Annotated in this window: 10 protein-coding genes; 2 read left to right on the forward strand and 8 right to left on the reverse strand. The window is 66.3% G+C overall.

Annotated elements, in window-relative coordinates:
- The first annotated feature begins 25 nt into the window (after positions 1 to 25).
- Both RH90_RS02855 and RH90_RS02860 read left to right on the forward strand, forming a co-directional pair.
- Entirely contained in the window at positions 26 to 3,412 is a 3,387-nt protein-coding gene (locus tag RH90_RS02855; RefSeq protein WP_010183759.1) for a polysaccharide deacetylase family protein, read from the forward strand.
- A gap of 172 nt (positions 3,413 to 3,584) precedes the next feature.
- The gene (locus RH90_RS02860) at positions 3,585 to 5,087 is read left to right on the forward strand and encodes a carbohydrate porin (RefSeq protein ID WP_010183761.1); all 1,503 of its coding nucleotides are present in this window, start codon (positions 3,585 to 3,587) and stop codon (positions 5,085 to 5,087) included.
- A 3-nt stretch (positions 5,088 to 5,090) separates the two neighbouring features.
- Here the strand turns inward: RH90_RS02860 and RH90_RS02865 are convergent, their stop codons facing one another.
- The 8 genes from RH90_RS02865 to rpoC all read right to left on the reverse strand — a co-directional run bounded on the left by RH90_RS02865 (position 5,091) and on the right by rpoC (position 15,744).
- Positions 5,091 to 5,921 carry a hypothetical protein gene (locus RH90_RS02865; RefSeq protein WP_010183763.1) on the reverse strand — a complete coding sequence of 277 codons (831 nt, stop codon included), beginning with the start codon at positions 5,919 to 5,921 and terminating at the stop codon, positions 5,091 to 5,093.
- Positions 5,922 to 6,020: 99 nt separating this feature from the next.
- Entirely contained in the window at positions 6,021 to 6,698 is a 678-nt protein-coding gene (locus tag RH90_RS02870) for a hypothetical protein (RefSeq protein WP_010183764.1), read from the reverse strand.
- Between the two features lie 82 nt (positions 6,699 to 6,780).
- Positions 6,781 to 7,512, reverse strand: a complete 732-nt coding sequence (gene arsH / locus RH90_RS02875; protein WP_010183765.1) for an arsenical resistance protein ArsH — start codon at positions 7,510 to 7,512, stop codon at positions 6,781 to 6,783.
- Positions 7,509 to 8,177 (reverse strand): aquaporin, encoded by a 669-nt coding sequence (locus RH90_RS02880; RefSeq protein WP_010183766.1) that lies wholly within the window; start codon positions 8,175 to 8,177, stop codon positions 7,509 to 7,511. The genes arsH and RH90_RS02880 overlap by 4 nt, the downstream gene beginning before the upstream one ends.
- Positions 8,174 to 8,605, reverse strand: a complete 432-nt coding sequence (gene arsC, locus RH90_RS02885; RefSeq protein ID WP_010183767.1) for an arsenate reductase (glutaredoxin) — start codon at positions 8,603 to 8,605, stop codon at positions 8,174 to 8,176. Before arsC ends, RH90_RS02880 begins: the two co-directional genes overlap by 4 nt.
- An 11-nt stretch (positions 8,606 to 8,616) precedes the next feature.
- Positions 8,617 to 8,946, reverse strand: coding sequence for an ArsR/SmtB family transcription factor (locus RH90_RS02890; RefSeq protein ID WP_010183768.1), 330 nt, complete (start codon positions 8,944 to 8,946; stop codon positions 8,617 to 8,619).
- Between the two features lie 537 nt (positions 8,947 to 9,483).
- Positions 9,484 to 10,950 (reverse strand): glycosyltransferase family 39 protein, encoded by a 1,467-nt coding sequence (locus tag RH90_RS02895; RefSeq protein ID WP_157134505.1) that lies wholly within the window; start codon positions 10,948 to 10,950, stop codon positions 9,484 to 9,486.
- Positions 10,951 to 11,451: 501 nt separating this feature from the next.
- On the reverse strand, positions 11,452 to 15,744 hold the full coding sequence (rpoC, locus tag RH90_RS02900; protein ID WP_010183770.1) for a DNA-directed RNA polymerase subunit beta': 4,293 nt from the start codon (positions 15,742 to 15,744) through the stop codon (positions 11,452 to 11,454).
- Positions 15,745 to 15,857: the final 113 nt, after the last annotated feature.

Consider the following 15,857-nt stretch of genomic DNA (forward strand, 5'->3'; position numbering starts at 1 on the left):
TGTTTTACCCGAGGACACCGACCGCATGAGCCGCGCGCCCGTTTTCTACGATGCTTCGGGACGCCGGCGCCGGCGGTTCGCGATGGCGGTCGCGGCGTTTGTCCTGCTCGTGGTGATGGCGGTGGCCGCGCTCGCGATCTCGATCGGCGCGGTGCCGCGCGCCCCCCTGCTGCCGGTCGAGGCCGAGCACGCCGCTTACACCAAATTGCCGCCGCCGCACGAGCCGCTGCTGCGCCGCGCGCGGCATCGCCTGAGCAGCTACGCCCGCCTGCTCGGCGCGCCCGCGCGCGGCGTCGGTGTCGACCAGCCGCTCGCGATCGCCTTCCACGTGCCGTGGGACGAAAGCTCGACCGCGTCGCTCCGCCGTAATATCAGCGAGCTCGACTGGCTGGTGCCGGGCTGGGTCTCGGTCTCGGGGATGAACCATCACATCACCGTGTTCCGCGACACCGCGGGGCGCGAGATCATCAACCGCGCCAGCCCGCGCCCGCTGATCCTGCCGATGATCCAGAATGCGATCGGCGGCAAATGGGATGCGGCGGGGATGGAAGCGCTGCTGCGCGACCCCAAGCTGCGCAAGAAATTCCTCGACACGCTCGAGCCGTGGCTCGCGGCGAACGGGGCAGGGGGCGCGTTCTTCGATTTCGAGGAGCTCTCGCCCAAGGGGCAGCTCGATTATCAGGCGTTCCTGCGCGAGACGCGCGCGCGCTTCGCCAAGCGCAATTGGGTGATCGGGATCGCGGTGCCGGTCGGCGCGGCGGACGACGAGGAAGCGGGCGGCTGGAACATCGGTGCCTTCGCCAAGATCGTCGATCGCGTCGTGCTGATGGCGTATGACGAGCATGAGATCAGCGGCGAGGCCGGCCCGATCGCCTCGCAAAGCTGGTTCGAGCAATCGGTCTCGCGCGCGGTGCGCAACGTGCCGCGCGACAAGATCGTCGTCGCGATCGGCAATTACGCCTACAATTGGCACGACGGCACCGGCGAGCCGCTCGCGATCGACGAAGCGTGGGAAGCCGCGCGCGAATCGAGCGCGATGCCGACCTTCGATCGGCAGAGCGGCAATAGCGGCTTCGCCTATCAGGAATCGGGCAGCCGCCACGTCGTTTGGATGCTCGACGCGGCCTCGGCCTATAACCAGATGCGCTGGCTCCAGAAGGTCGGGCTCACCGGGATCGGGCTGTGGCGCCTTGGGTCGGAGGATCCCAGCCTATGGTCGATCTTCGGCCGCAACCACCGGACCTTGCCCGCCGCCGCGACGATCGAGAACATCCCCGCCGGCACCGATGTCGATATCGACGGCAGCGGCGAGATCCTCAAGATCGCCGGCACGCCGGTGAAGGGCGTGCGCCGCGTGCAGGTGACCAAAAGCGGCGCGATCGGCAATGTCGCGTTCGAGACGATGCCCTCGCCCTATGTCGTCGCGCGCACCGGCTACAAGCCGGGGCTCGTCGCCTTGACCTTCGACGATGGCCCCGATCCCAATTGGACGCCCAAGATTCTCGACATCCTCAAGGAGAAGAAGGTGCCCGGCACCTTCTTCGTCATCGGCGAGAACGTGCTGACGCAGCGCAGCCTGATCAACCGGATGGTCGCCGAGGGGCATGAGATCGGCAGCCACACCTATACGCATCCCAATCTGGCGGGTGCCTCGCAATCCGAGACGACCTTCCAGCTCAACACCACGCAGCGGCTGTTCCAGGCGTTTACCGGCCACACGCTCCGGCTGTTCCGCGCGCCCTATTTCGGCGATGCCGAGCCGAGCACCGCCGACGAAATCGACCCGGCGCTGATGGCGCAGGACCGCGGCTATATTTCGGTCGGCCTGCACGTCGATCCGGGCGACTGGAAACGGCCGGGGGTGCAGAACATCATCGACGGGACGATCGACGAGGTCACCGACGCCAAGGGCAAGTGCGACACGTCGAACCCCGATCCGCAGTGCAGCCGCAACATCGTGCTGCTCCACGATGCCGGTGGCGATCGTTCGGAGACGGTCGCGGCGCTGCCGCAGATCATCGATCAGCTGCGCGCCAAGGGCTATACCTTCGTCCCGGTGTCGACGCTCGCCGGGATCCCCAAGGACGTCGCGATGCCGACGCTGTCGCCCGCCGATCGCGCAGCGGCGGAGACCGATTTGTTCATCTTCTCGCTGCTCGGCGGCGGGGTGATCGCACTCGGCTGGATCTTCTTCTTCGCGATCAGCATCGGCATCGCGCGCGCGCTGATCCTGTCGCTGCTCGCGCTGATCCAGGCGCGGCGCGAGAGCCAGACGGTGTTCCCGCCGATCGACCCCGAGCGCTTCGTGACGGTGATGATCCCGGCGTTCAACGAGGAACTCGTCATCGAACGCGCGGTGCGCGGCGTGCTCGCCTCGACCGACGTGCGGATCGAGGTGATCGTGATCGACGACGGGTCGAGCGACGATACCAGCGAGGTCGTCACCTCGGCGTTCGCGGGTGATCCGCGCGTGCGGCTGCTGACGCTCGAGAATGGCGGCAAGGCGCGCGCGCTCAACCATGCGCTCGCGCTGGCGACGGGCGAGATCGTGATCGCGCTCGACGCCGATACGCAATTCGAGCCGGCGACGATCGCGCGGCTGGCGCGCTGGTTCGCCGATCCCAGGATCGGCGCGGTCGCGGGCAACGCCAAGGTCGGCAATCGCGTCAACCTCCTGACCAAGTTCCAGGCGGTCGAATATATCACCGCGCAGAATCTCGAGCGGCGCGCGCTCGCGCGGATGAACGCGATGACGGTGGTGCCGGGCGCGGTCGGCGCGTGGCGGCTGGCGGCGATCCAGCAGGTCGGCGGCTATCCCGACGATACGCTCGCCGAGGACCAGGATCTCACCATCGCGATCCAGCGTGCAGGCTGGGCGGTGACGTACGACCAATACGCCGTCGCCTGGACCGAATCGCCCGAGAGCATCAAGGGCCTCGCCAAGCAGCGCTTCCGCTGGGCGTTCGGCACGCTGCAATGCCTGTGGAAGCACGGTCGCATCATGGGGACTGGGCGCCCGGCGGGTCTGGCGCGCGTCGGGCTGCCGCAGGCGATCCTGTTCCAGATCGTCTTCGCGGCGATCTCGCCGATCATCGACCTCGCGCTGATCGTCAGCTTCGTGATGACCTATATCGCAGTGCAGGCGCATGGCTGGGCGCAGACGCAGCACGATGTCGAGAAGATGCTGCTCTACTGGCTGGTGTTCACTGCGATCGACCTGCTCGCGGCGACGGTGGCCTTCGCGCTCGAGCGGCGCGAGCAGTGGCGGCTGCTCTGGCTGCTGATCCCGCAGCGGATCGGCTATCGCCAGATCATGTACTACGTCGTGCTCAAGGCGATCACCCAGGCGCTGCGTGGGCGCAGCGTGGGGTGGGGCAAGCTGGTCAGGACCGGTCGGGTCCAGGCGCGCTAAGGCCTGCCATCGTGTTCCGGGCGCCGCCGAACGGCGCCCGGGCCTGTGGTAAAAGCGCGACATCATGATCGAAATCAACGCCTTGGTATCGTTTTTCGCGATGAATCCTATGCCTCGGCCGCCGCCGGGTCCATCGCACGCCGCAGGGACGGGTTCCGGGTAAGGCAAAGCGATGATGGTTCGGACACTCTATGCGACCGCCGCGGCGGGTGTGCTCGCCGCGCTGCTGGCGCCGACCGATGCGTCGGCGCAGGACCAGCAGGTCGATATCGGTGCGCCCGCGCCGCCCCCCACTGCTCCAGCGACCCCGACCGCGAACGACACCAAGAAGCCCGCGACCAAGCCCGCCGCCGGCCCCGAGGCTCCGACCAGTACGGCCGCGGCAAGCCCGATTGCGTCCAAGCGTCACGTGCCGAGCCACGCGCTGCACCCGCGCGATACCTCGCCCGACTCGCAGATCAGCGATACGCAGAGCGCGGCGCCGCCCGGCCTGTTCGGCGACTGGCGCAACAGCCGGACCTGGCTCGGCGCGCGCGGCGTCGACGTCTCGGCGCGCTATGCGTCCGAGACCGCGTACAACCCGACCGGCGGGCGCCACCAGGCGATCACCGAGACCGGCCAGTTCGACGTGGGCGCCAAGATCGACACGGGCAAGCTCATCGGTCTCGAAGGCGGTACGCTGCAGGCGACGCTGACCTGGCGGCGCGGCGACAATCTCTCCGACGTCGCCGGGCTCAACACGCTGCAACAGGTGCAGGAGGTCTATGGCCGCGGCCAGACCGTGCGCGTCACCGAATTGTGGTACGAGCAGAAGATCGGCGATTCGGTCGAATTGAAGCTCGGCCGCACCAATCCCGGATCGGACTTCGCGGTCTTCTCCTGCCATTTCGAGAATCTGACCTTCTGCGGCGCGCAGCCGGGCAATCTCGTCGGCGATTACTGGCAGAACTGGCCCGTCGGGCAGTGGGGCGGACGGCTGCATGTCGATGTGCGCCCCGGCGTGTATCTCCAGCTCGGCGCCTATGAGGTCAATCCGCTCAACCTCAAGAACAACTTCTTCGTCGCCCGCTTTCATGGCGCGACGGGCGCGCTGATCCCGTTCGAGGCGGGCTGGACGCATGGCGGCGACGGCGGCCATGTCGGGTCGTACAAGGTCGGCGGCTGGTACACGACCAGCAATGGCAACGACGTCTATCTCGACATCAACCGCCGCCCGATCGTCGTTACCGGGCTCGCCCCGCTCGAGCATTCGGGGCGCTATGGCGGCTATGTCAGCATCCAGCAGCAGATCACCGGCAAGTCGAAGGACGGCAAGTCGCTCGACGGGCTCGGCGTGTTCGCGAACTTCACCCAGACCGACCGCGCGACCGCAGTGACCGACAATCAGGCGGTGGTCGGCGTCTTCTACAAGGGGCTGGCGACCTGGCTGCCGGGCGACGTGCTCGGCGTCGCGTTCGGGCGGACCAACGTCAACGGGCGTGCGGCGGATGCCGACCGGCTGCTCCCGAACACGCCGTTGCGCGATGCCGAATATGCCGCGGAGGTCTATTACAGCGTGACGCCGCTGCCCTGGCTCGAGCTGCAGCCCAACGTGCAGTGGATTCACCACCCCGGCGGCGTGCGCAGCGCCGACGAGGTGGTGGTGCTGGGGTTGAAGGGCGCGATCACGCTGTGAGCGCTAGAAGCGGTTCGGGCCGCCCATTTGGTCGCACGTGCCGCGAAAGCCGTAGCTCGAGAAACCCTGGACGTTGATGCGCCCGGCGCGGCGATCGATCGTGACGCGCGGCTTGTTGAGGCCATTGAGGCGGTAGGTCGCGGTGATCGTGTCGCGGCCGGGCTGAACGTCGTACAGGTCCCACCAGCCACTGTCGCCGCGCGAGTTGATTGGCGGGATCAGCGACTTGGGCAAGCGAATGCGTCCGCCGCCGTCCCACAGCTGGATCATCAGCGAGGCGTCGAACATCTCGCGGCGCGATTCGGTGTAGCTGCCGTATTCGTAGCGGTCGCGTTGCGAATTCCACTGCCACTGCGTACCCGTCGCCAGGCCGTCGCGGCTGCCGTCGCCGAAGCAGACGAGCCCGAGCGTCACCTGCCGCCCGCTGATCGACGGCGCTCCGCCATAGCCATCGCCCCGCCGGTCGTCGCTGGGGCGGTAGGGCGGCGGATAGGCGGGGCGTGCCGGATAGGCATTGTCGGGCCGCCCGCGATCGGACGTTGCGGTCTTGCCGCAATCGGGCGGCAGCGTCGGAGTGACCGAGGCGTAGCGGCCGTCCATCGTCGCAATCGTCACGCACTGGCGGCGCGAGGCGCTCCACCAATAAGTGTAGCTGCGGTCGTCGCCGCGGTCGGCGCGGATGAACTCGTAGCCGCGCGCGCGAACGCCGTTCTCGGCCTGGCCGGCGCGCGCACCGACCATGTCCTCGAGGCCGGTCGATTGGGCGAGCGCGGGGACGGCGAGCAGGCTGCCGAGAATCGCAAGAGGCACGAGGGGGATGCGAGTGGAATGCATGACGTTTCTCCCTGACGCTAAGCTTGCTCCACAGTTGAACGATGGTGCTGACGACCTACGAGACTGGAACTGCTAGAACGAATGCACTTCCGCGCGGTTTCAATGCGCCACGAAAAGGATCGCGAGGAAGAGAAACGCGCCACACGCCTCGAAGAAGGCTCGCAGCGTATTGCCGATCGCGCGCAAGACGGATTGCGCGAGATTGCGCGCGAACCACAAGGTCTGCGCGAAGAGATAGGCGAGCAGCGCGGCGCTCGCGAGGATTCCCCCGGCGAGACGCGCCTCGGGGATCGCGGCATGCCCCAGCGACAGCGCCGCGCCGAGAAACAGCGCGAACGGCGCGCAGGCATAGCATTGCGCGTAGAAGGGCGATTTGAGCCGCTGGCGCGTGATCTTGACGCGTTTGGCGCGCAGCAGCCGCGCCGCGAAGATCAGCGGGAACAGCGAGAACCGGATCAGGCGCAGCGCGAGCAGCGTCGTGCTGTCGGTGATGTACCCGGCGAGCCCCGCCTTCTGCGCGATGATCGGATTGGTCCCGCCGCCGAGCGCCACGTCGATCGCCTGCGTCAGCAGCAGCGACAGGACGAGGAACAGCGGCGGGTTGAGCGTATCGTCGAACTGGTCCTCTTCGAGGTCACCCAGTTCGGTCTCCGAATAGCGCATCATCGCGAGCGGATTGGTGAGCGTGCGCCACAGCGTGATCGGGTAGAAGATCAGCCAGCTCATCACTTCGTAGAGCAGATCGCCCAGCGAATTGAGCCATTTCATGAAATCCATCGGCGACCTTTCGCGCAGGGGCGGGGCTAGTCAGCACAGATTGGGGGCGGGGGACAAGCCCGCCGCCGGCGGACGGGAGCGCCTAACGCGACGCGGTGGGATCTTCCCCCAAAGCCGGCAGACCGGCCGCCTTGCGCTCCGAATAGCGATCGACGAGCTGGTCGGCATGCGGCCGCAGCAGCACCGTCATGCGCACCAATTCCTCCATCACGTCGACGATGCGATCGTAATAGCTCGACGGCCGCATCCGGTCGTCGTCGCCGAACTCCTTGTACGCCATTGCGACCGAGGACTGGTTGGGGATCGTGACCATCCGCATCCAGCGGCCGAGCAGGCGCAGCGTGTTGACGCTGTTGAACGATTGCGATCCGGCCGAGACCTGCATCACCGCGAGCGTGCGCCCCTGGGTGGGCCGCATCCCGCCCATCTGAAGCGGCAGATGATCGATCTGCGTCTTCATCACCCCGGTGATCTGGCCGTGCCGCTCGGGGCTGCACCAGACCTGGCCTTCGGACCATAAGGACAGCGCGCGCAGCTCGTGGACCGCGGGGTGATCGTCGCCGCCGACCTGGTCGGGCAGCGGCAGGTCGGACGGATCGAAGATGCGCGTCTCGGCGCCGAACAGGCGGAGCAGGCGCGCGGACTCCTCGACACAGAGGCGCGAGAAGGATCGCGCGCGCAGCGAGCCGTAGAGCAAGAGGATGCGGACGGGTGGCTGGTCGTCGCCGAGCCCGAGCGCGGGGCGGTCGATCAGGAAGCGGCGATCGAGCGCGGGGAGGTGATCGGGATCGGGCAGGGGGCGGACTCGCGTCATGCGGGTTCCTCGTTTGTGTCGGGAAAGAGCCGGTCGGCGAAGAGGTACGCGACCAAGGCGCCGGCGAGCTGCGCCAGGATGAAGCCCGGTACGCTCGACGGCGCGATGCCCGCGAAGCTGTCGCTGAGCGACCGCGCGACGGTGATCGCGGGGTTGGCGAAACTGGTCGATGCGGTGAACCAATAGGCGGCGGTGATGTAGAGCGCGACGCTCGCGGGCAGCTGCGCGGGCCGCATCCGCGCCGTCCCGAGGATCGTCAGGATCAGCCCGCAGGTGGCGACCGCCTCGGCGGTCCATTGGCTGGGACCTGCCCGTACTTTGTGCGAGAGCTGGAGCACCGACAGGTCGAACATGACGTGCGCGAGCCAGACCCCGATGATCCCGCCGACGATCTGCGCCGCGCCATATCCGAACGCGACCTTGGTGCTGACATGCCCGCGCAGCCGCATCACCAGCGTGACGGCGGGGTTGAGGTGCGCGCCCGACACCGGGCCGAGCATGGTGATCAGCACGAACAGCATCGCCCCCGTCGCGAGCGTATTGCCGAGCAAGGCGATCGCGAGGTTCCCGCCCGCCAGCCGCTCGGCCATGATGCCCGAGCCGACCACCGTGGCGAAGAGGATCAGGCTGCCGAGCGCTTCCGCGAGCAAAGCGCGGCGGATCACGGCGCGCCGACGCGCTGGCCGTGTTCGTCGATCACACGCTCGCCATCCTCCTTGGCGAAGGCGCCCTGCTGCGGCTCGGGCAGGAGGTCGAGCACGGCTTCGGACGGACGGCAGAGCTTGACGCCGAGCGGGCTCACCACCAGCGGGCGGTTGATCAGGATCGGATGCGCCATCATCGCGTCGAGCAGCGCGTCGTCGTCGAGACTCGCGTCGGCGAGGCCGAGCTCGTGATAAGGCGTGCCCTTCTCGCGCAGCAGCGCGCGCGGCGTCATCCCGGCGCGCGCGATCAGCGCGGCGAGCAGCGCACGCGCGGGCGGCGTCTTGAGATATTCGATGACGTGCGGCTCGACGCCCGCATTGCGGATCAGCGCGAGCACGTTGCGCGACGTGCCGCAGGCGGGGTTATGATAGACGATGATCTCGGTCATGCGGTGGTCCTTCAGCAGCAAATCAGGTCGGCGAGCAGCGGCGCGCACAATTCGGCGCGTCCGCCGCAGCAATCCTTGGCGAGAAAGGTCATCAGCGCGCGCAGCGTGTCGAGGCTCGCGCGCTGCACCTGCTGGCGCCCGCGCTTCTCGGCGGTCACCAGGCCGGCCTTGGCGAGCACCGCCAGATGCGTGGAGAAGGTGCTCTGGGTGACCCCGCTCGCTGCGACGAGCGCGCCGGTCGGGAGGCCGGCGGGTTCGTGCTCGACGAGCAAGCGGAACGCCGCGAGCCGGGTGGGATGCGCGAGCGCTGCTAGCGCGGCGAGGGCGGATTCGGTTTGCATTCATCGGGTTTAGCCGATGTGAGAGCGATGGTCAAAACGTATCGGCTTTCTCCGATGCATGGTCCTAGGCGTGCCGCGGATGGGGTGCGCTTTCTCCACCTTTCTCCTTCGTGCGCCCCACGGAGCGCTGGGGTATCGAAAGCCTTCGACACCACCCAAAGAGCAAACTGCCTTTCGAAAATCGAGCAGGAGCGCGCATCCCTCGGCCGTCGCCCCGGCGGAGGCCGGGGCCGCCGAACGGCTTGGCGGGCGGCCGGACGGTTGCGCGAAGGCCCCGGCCTCCGCCGGGGCGACGGTTTCGGGAGAGTGTAATGCCCCACGATCTTGCGCCGTTTCCCCCCTTTCGATCGAGCGCGCATACCGGCGAAAGTTGTCGGGCAGCGATCGGGCGGAAAAGCTGACCGGCCCAAATCGCCGGTGGGTTCAACGGGTGGTCGCAACGCATCAGACGGGCGCATAGCCACCCCTCGCTAGTGTCAGCCGCGGCCCGCGTCGGCGTGCCGATTGCTCCTCAATCGCCAATGCGTGCTTGGCCGTTCAATCCGGCGCATCCACCCTCGGCAAGTGCAACGTACGCCCCGTGATATGCAAAAGCCGTGGGTACGAACGATGCATTTCCGCCGCTACGGACGGATTGAACCGCTGGTCGAACAGCAGGTCGCCACGATCGCCATCGGTCACAAAGAAGCCGAACCGATGGTCGCGGATCATGCCCACGAACCGCGCCTCGTCATAGCGACCGGCACTGCCCAGCTCAGCGACGATCGCCGGCTCCCAGCGCATCGGTTGCCCCGCGCGTAGCAACAGCGTTGCATCATCGGAGATCACGGGTCGAGGGCTGCGCCGGATATGTGCGACGATGGAGTCGAGGGCGCGGGTCTCCGCCTCCGCTGCTGCAAGGTCGGGGAATGTAGCCCCTCCGATGACCTGCAAAGGCAGCCCGATGCCGACCAGCGCGGACAGGAGCACCGTCGGCCGGGCGGGCAGGCGCCGGGCCGCGCGCCACATCGGCACTACAGCGATGCCCACTAGGATGGCTAGTTCGGAAAACCAGTCGATGAGGTAATTGTCGCTCGCGCCGGATTTTAGGATCGCGGGCAACGTTGCCGTCTTCAGTGCGAGCGTCAGCAGGACGATAGCGAGGACGACGCGATGGGGAGCGGTCCGGCGGGGATCGCCGAATAGCCGCAACCGGACGTCGCTCCACCGGCGCATGCCCGGTGCCCGGACGGCCGCCGCCGCGCCGATCGCGGCGATGGCGATCACCACGATGTTGGCGAGCAGTACCATCGCCAAAGCGTGCGCATGCTCCCAGATGATCCGGTTAACGTTGTAGGACACAATGTTGAGGAGGAACCCACCACCGGTCGCGATCTCGACTGCCGCCAATGCCGCCAGCCCGCTCGCCATCGCCACACTTGCCATCACCCAGGCGCGACCGGGATGAACGACGAGCAGCACGAGGAAAGCCGCGGCCGGTGCCGGCAGGCAGGTCTGGCGGGTGTAGAGCGCCAGCGTGAACATTAGCCCTGCCGCGACGGTAGCCCCCAGCGACAGTGGGGCGCGGCTCGCCAGCAGCATGCCGGCGAGCGTGAACGCGCAAGCGAGCAGGTCGACCCGCATTAGCAGCGCCCAGACCCCCACGACCGGCAGGGTCGCAAAAACCAGCGCCGCGACGAGCGCAGCGCCCCATGTCGTGACCCGCGTCTCGCCTACGACCGCGCGATACGTCAGCTGGCCGATCAGGATCGCGCAGACCGCCGCGCAGGCGAGTGAGAGCAGCCGACCGGCATAGAGCGGGTCGAGCCCGGCGATCGCCGCGACTGCGGCCGTGCAGAGATGGAAGATCGGCGGATATTCGTAGGCGATGGCGGGATAGGTACCGATAGGTGCATAGGCCTGCCCCGCCACCATGTCGCGCATCTGCTGCCACACGACACCCTCGCCATAATCGAACGCATAGGGAAACGACACGGCGAGGCGCACATGCGCCGCCAGCCGCACCAGACCGTATGCAAAGGCGATCAGCGCCAGCCCAAGCGCGGCACGACTGAGCACAACGCCCTGTGGCGGGTGTTCATCGGACCGTACGGTAATCCTCATCCTGTTAACCTTCAGCTCGAACCACTGAATTTATTGAAGGCTTTCCCGACCGAGCGCGGATAGGCTCTCTTGGTGCTATCGTAGCCCGTTGGCATAAATTCGGAATGTCTGGAACCGGTTGTTTGGGACCTAAAGCGGACCGTCGCCTAATTACCAAACTCGGACATAGCCTCGGCCGTCGCCCTGGCGGAAGCCGGGGCCTCTGGATGGCTTGGCGGGCGGCGCGACGTCAGGCGGAGGCCCCGGCCTTCGCCGGGGCGACGGTTATAACCGACAGCACCTGACCATTACTATCCAACGCGCACCGGCCCACTCTCTCCCGACCCCCAAAAGAAAACCGCCGCCCGGGTTTCCCCGGGCGGCGGCTCTCTTCTTGTCAGGCGTGAACCCGAACGCGGAGGATTACTCCTTGTTCAGATACTCGCCGGCGTCGGCATCGGTGCCGGTGCCGCTCGTCACGACCGCGCCGAGCGCGTCGTCGCCGGTACCGCCGGCATCGCGCGTCGAGCGGGCAAGCTCGGCGTCATGCTCTTCCTTCGCCGAGGCGGGCGCGACGATCGAGACTTCGGCCATGCGACGCTGCGAGACGCGCATCGCCGCATCGCGCGACGAGGCGGTGACGCGCAGGCGACCCATGCCCGCACCGGTGCCGGCCGGGATCAGACGACCCACGATCACGTTCTCCTTGAGACCGGTGAGCGTGTCCTTCTTGCCCTGCACCGAAGCTTCGGTGAGCACGCGCGTCGTTTCCTGGAACGATGCCGCCGAGATGAAGCTGCGGGTCTGCAGCGACGCCTTGGTGATGCCGAGCAGGACCGGCTTGCCCTGTGCCGGACGCTCCTTCTTGCCGATCTTGGCGTTCATCTCGTCCATCTCGTCGCGATCGACCTGCTCGCCGGCGAGCAGCGTGGTGTCGCCGCCGTCGGTGATCTCAACCTTCTGCAGCATCTGGCGAACGATCGTCTCGATGTGCTTGTCGTTGATCTTCACGCCCTGGAGACGATAGACCTCCTGGATTTCCGACACGAGATATTCGGCCAAGGGCTCGATGCCGAGCACTTCGAGAATGTCGTGCGGATCGGGCGAGCCGCCGATGAGGTTGTCGCCGCGCTTGACGTAATCGCCTTCCTGCACGTCGATGACCTTCGACTTGGGCACCAGATACTCGACGACCTCGCTGCCGTCCTCGGGCTGAATGCCGATCTTGCGCTTGGCCTTATAGTCCTTGCCGAACACGACACGGCCCGAGACCTTGGCGATGATCGCATTTTCCTTCGGTTTCCGCGCTTCGAACAGCTCGGCAACACGCGGCAGACCGCCGGTGATGTCGCGCGTCTTGGCGCTCTCGCGGCTGACACGGGCGAGAACGTCGCCGCCCTGGACCGTCGCACCGTCCTCGACCGAAAGCGTCGCGCCCGGAACCAGCATGTAGCGGCCGGTTTCACCCGATGCGTCGTCGAGCAGGGTCAGGCGCGGACGCAGATCCTCCTTCTTCGACGCGATGCCGCGGTTTTCGGTGACGACCCGCTGCGAGATGCCGGTCGCTTCGTCGGCCTGCTCGGTGAGCGTTTTGCCCTCGATCAGATCGACATATTTCACGATGCCGCCATTCTCGGTGATCACCGGCATGGTGAACGGGTCCCACTCGGCCAGACGATCGCCCTTCGACACGATGTGACCGTCGTCGAACAGCACATAGGCGCCGTAGGGGAGACGGTGCACCGCGCGCTCGCGGCCGTCGATGTCCATGATCGCGACTTCGCCCGACCGCGACAGCACGACGCGACGGCCGCGCTGGTCGGTGATGGTGCGCAGGTCGCGATATTCCATCGTGCCGTCCGAGAGCGCCTCGAGGTTCGACTGCTCGTTGAGCTGCGCCGCACCGCCGATGTGGAAGGTACGCATCGTCAGCTGCGTGCCCGGCTCACCGATCGACTGGGCGGCGATGACGCCGACCGCTTCACCGATGTTGACCGGGGTACCGCGGGCGAGATCGCGCCCATAGCACTTGCCGCACACGCCGATCTTGGTCTCGCAGACGAGCGGCGAGCGGATCTTGCACGACTGCGTGCCGATCGCCTCGATCTGCAGGATCATCGGCTCGTCGAGCAGCGTGCCCGAGGGGATGACGACCTCGCCGGTCTTGCTGTCGACGATGTCCTCCGCGGTCGTACGACCGAGGATACGCTCGCCGAGCGACGCGATCGTCGAGCCGCCCTGGACGATCGCGCGCATTTCCAGCGCGCGGGTCGTGCCGCAGTCGAGCTCCATGATCACGCAGTCCTGCGACACGTCGACCAGACGACGCGTGAGGTAGCCCGAGTTCGCCGTCTTCAACGCCGTATCCGCGAGGCCCTTACGCGCGCCGTGGGTCGAGTTGAAGTATTCGAGGACGGTCAGACCTTCCTTGAAGTTCGAGATGATCGGCGTCTCGATGATCTCGCCCGACGGCTTGGCCATCAGGCCGCGCATGCCGGCAAGCTGCTTGATCTGCGCCTGCGAACCACGCGCACCCGAGTGGGCCATCATGTAGATCGAGTTGATCGGCTTCTCGCGGCCCTTGTTGGGGCCGTCCTCGTAATGCTTAACCGCCTTGATCTCGTCCATCATGGCGTTCGCCACCTGGTCGCCGCAACGGCTCCACGCGTCGATCACCTTGTTGTACTTCTCCTGCTGCGTGATCAGGCCGTCCTGATATTGCTGCTCGAAGTCCTTCACCAGACCCTTGGTCTCGTCGACCAATGCGATCTTGGCGTCCGGAATGATCATGTCGTCCATGCCGAACGAGATGCCGGCCTTGAACGCGTGCTTGAAGCCGAGGCTCATGATCGCGTCGGCGAACAGCACCGTGTCCTTCTGGCCGGTGTGACGATAGACCTCGTCGATCACGTCGCCGACGTCCTTCTTGGTGAGGAGGCGGTTGACGGTATCGAACGGCACCTTCGACGACTGCGGCAGGCACTCGCCGAGCAGCATGCGACCAGGGGTGGTCTCATAGCGCTTGAGGTACTGGTTGCCCTTCTCATCGGTCTGCGGAACGCGGCTGATGATCTTGGTGTGCAAGGTCACAGCACCGGCTTCGAGCGCCTGATGGACTTCCGACATGTCGGAAATCATCATGCCCTGGCCCGGCTCATTCTCCTTGAGCATCGAGAGGTAATACAGACCCAGCACCATGTCCTGCGACGGCACGATGATCGGCTTGCCGTTGGCGGGCGAGAGGATGTTGTTGGTCGACATCATCAGCACGCGGGCTTCGAGCTGTGCTTCCAGCGACAGCGGCACGTGGACCGCCATCTGATCGCCGTCGAAATCGGCGTTGAAGGCCGAGCAGACCAGCGGGTGCAGCTGGATCGCCTTGCCCTCGATCAGCACGGGCTCGAACGCCTGGATGCCGAGACGGTGCAGCGTCGGCGCACGGTTGAGCATGACCGGATGCTCGCGGATCACCTCGTCGAGGATGTCCCAGACTTCCTTGCGCTCCTTCTCGACCCACTTCTTCGCCTGCTTCAGGGTCATCGAGAGACCCTTGGCGTCGAGGCGTGCGTAGATGAACGGCTTGAACAGCTCGAGCGCCATCTTCTTCGGCAGGCCGCACTGGTGCAGCTTGAGTTCCGGACCGGTCACGATGACCGAACGACCCGAATAGTCGACGCGCTTGCCGAGCAGGTTCTGACGGAAGCGGCCCTGCTTGCCCTTGAGCATGTCGGACAGCGACTTGAGCGGACGCTTGTTGGCGCCCGTGATCGTGCGACCGCGGCGACCGTTGTCGAACAATGCGTCGACGGCCTCCTGCAGCATGCGCTTCTCGTTGCGGACGATGATGTCCGGCGCGCGGAGCTCCATCAGGCGCTTGAGGCGGTTGTTGCGGTTGATCACGCGGCGATACAGATCGTTCAGATCCGAGGTCGCGAAACGGCCACCGTCGAGCGGCACCAGCGGACGCAGCTCGGGCGGGATGACCGGAACGACTTCGAGGATCATCCACTCGGGGCGGTTGCCCGAATCGATGAAGCTCTCGACGACCTTCAGACGCTTGATGATCTTCTTGGGCTTCAGCTCGGACTTGGTGACCGCGAGCTCCTCGAGGAGCTCCTTGCGCTCGCCCTCGAGATCCAAGTCCTGCAGCATGATGCGCACGGCTTCCGCGCCGATGCCGGCCGAGAAGGCGTCTTCGCCATATTCGTCCTGCGCGTCGAGGAGCTCGTCCTCGGTCATCAGCTGATACTTTTCGAGCGGGGTGATGCCCGGCTCGATCACGATGTACGCTTCGAAGTACAGCACGCGCTCGAGCTGCTTGAGCTGCATGTCGAGCAGCAGGCCGATGCGCGACGGCAGCGACTTCAGGAACCAGATGTGCGCGACCGGGGCGGCGAGCTCGATATGGCCCATGCGCTCACGGCGGACCTTCGAGACGGTGACCTCGACGCCGCACTTTTCGCAGACGATGCCCTTATACTTCATGCGCTTGTACTTGCCGCACAGGCACTCGTAATCCTTGATCGGACCGAAGATGCGCGCGCAGAACAGGCCGTCACGCTCGGGCTTGAACGTGCGATAGTTGATGGTTTCGGGCTTCTTGATCTCGCCGAACGACCAGCTGCGGATCTTGTCCGGGCTGGCGATGCCGATCTGGATCTGGTCGAAGGTCTCGGCCTTGACGACCGGGTTCGCGAAGTTGGTCAGTTCGTTCATGGGGATGAACCTTTCCTCGAAATTCTTTTTCCTCTCCCATCGGGAGAGGAAGGGGCCCGCTCGGCGGAGCCGAGCGGGAAGGTGAGGGCAGGGCAGTTACCTGTCCTCACCCT

This window comes from Sphingomonas sp. PAMC 26605, assembly GCF_000241485.1.
Classification (GTDB): domain Bacteria; phylum Pseudomonadota; class Alphaproteobacteria; order Sphingomonadales; family Sphingomonadaceae; genus Sphingomonas.

Excerpts from the sequence above, each read along its gene's own strand:
- RH90_RS02865 (WP_010183763.1), bottom strand. The coding sequence starts at position 5,921 with ATGCATTCCACTCGCATCCCCCTCGTGCCTCTTGCGATTCTCGGCAGC.
- RH90_RS02870 (WP_010183764.1), bottom strand. The coding sequence starts at position 6,698 with ATGGATTTCATGAAATGGCTCAATTCGCTGGGCGATCTGCTCTACGAA.
- arsH (WP_010183765.1), bottom strand. The coding sequence starts at position 7,512 with ATGACGCGAGTCCGCCCCCTGCCCGATCCCGATCACCTCCCCGCGCTC.
- RH90_RS02860 (WP_010183761.1), top strand. The coding sequence starts at position 3,585 with ATGATGGTTCGGACACTCTATGCGACCGCCGCGGCGGGTGTGCTCGCC.
- RH90_RS02855 (WP_010183759.1), top strand. The coding sequence starts at position 26 with ATGAGCCGCGCGCCCGTTTTCTACGATGCTTCGGGACGCCGGCGCCGG.
- rpoC (WP_010183770.1), bottom strand. The coding sequence starts at position 15,744 with ATGAACGAACTGACCAACTTCGCGAACCCGGTCGTCAAGGCCGAGACC.
- RH90_RS02890 (WP_010183768.1), bottom strand. The coding sequence starts at position 8,946 with ATGCAAACCGAATCCGCCCTCGCCGCGCTAGCAGCGCTCGCGCATCCC.
- arsC (WP_010183767.1), bottom strand. The coding sequence starts at position 8,605 with ATGACCGAGATCATCGTCTATCATAACCCCGCCTGCGGCACGTCGCGC.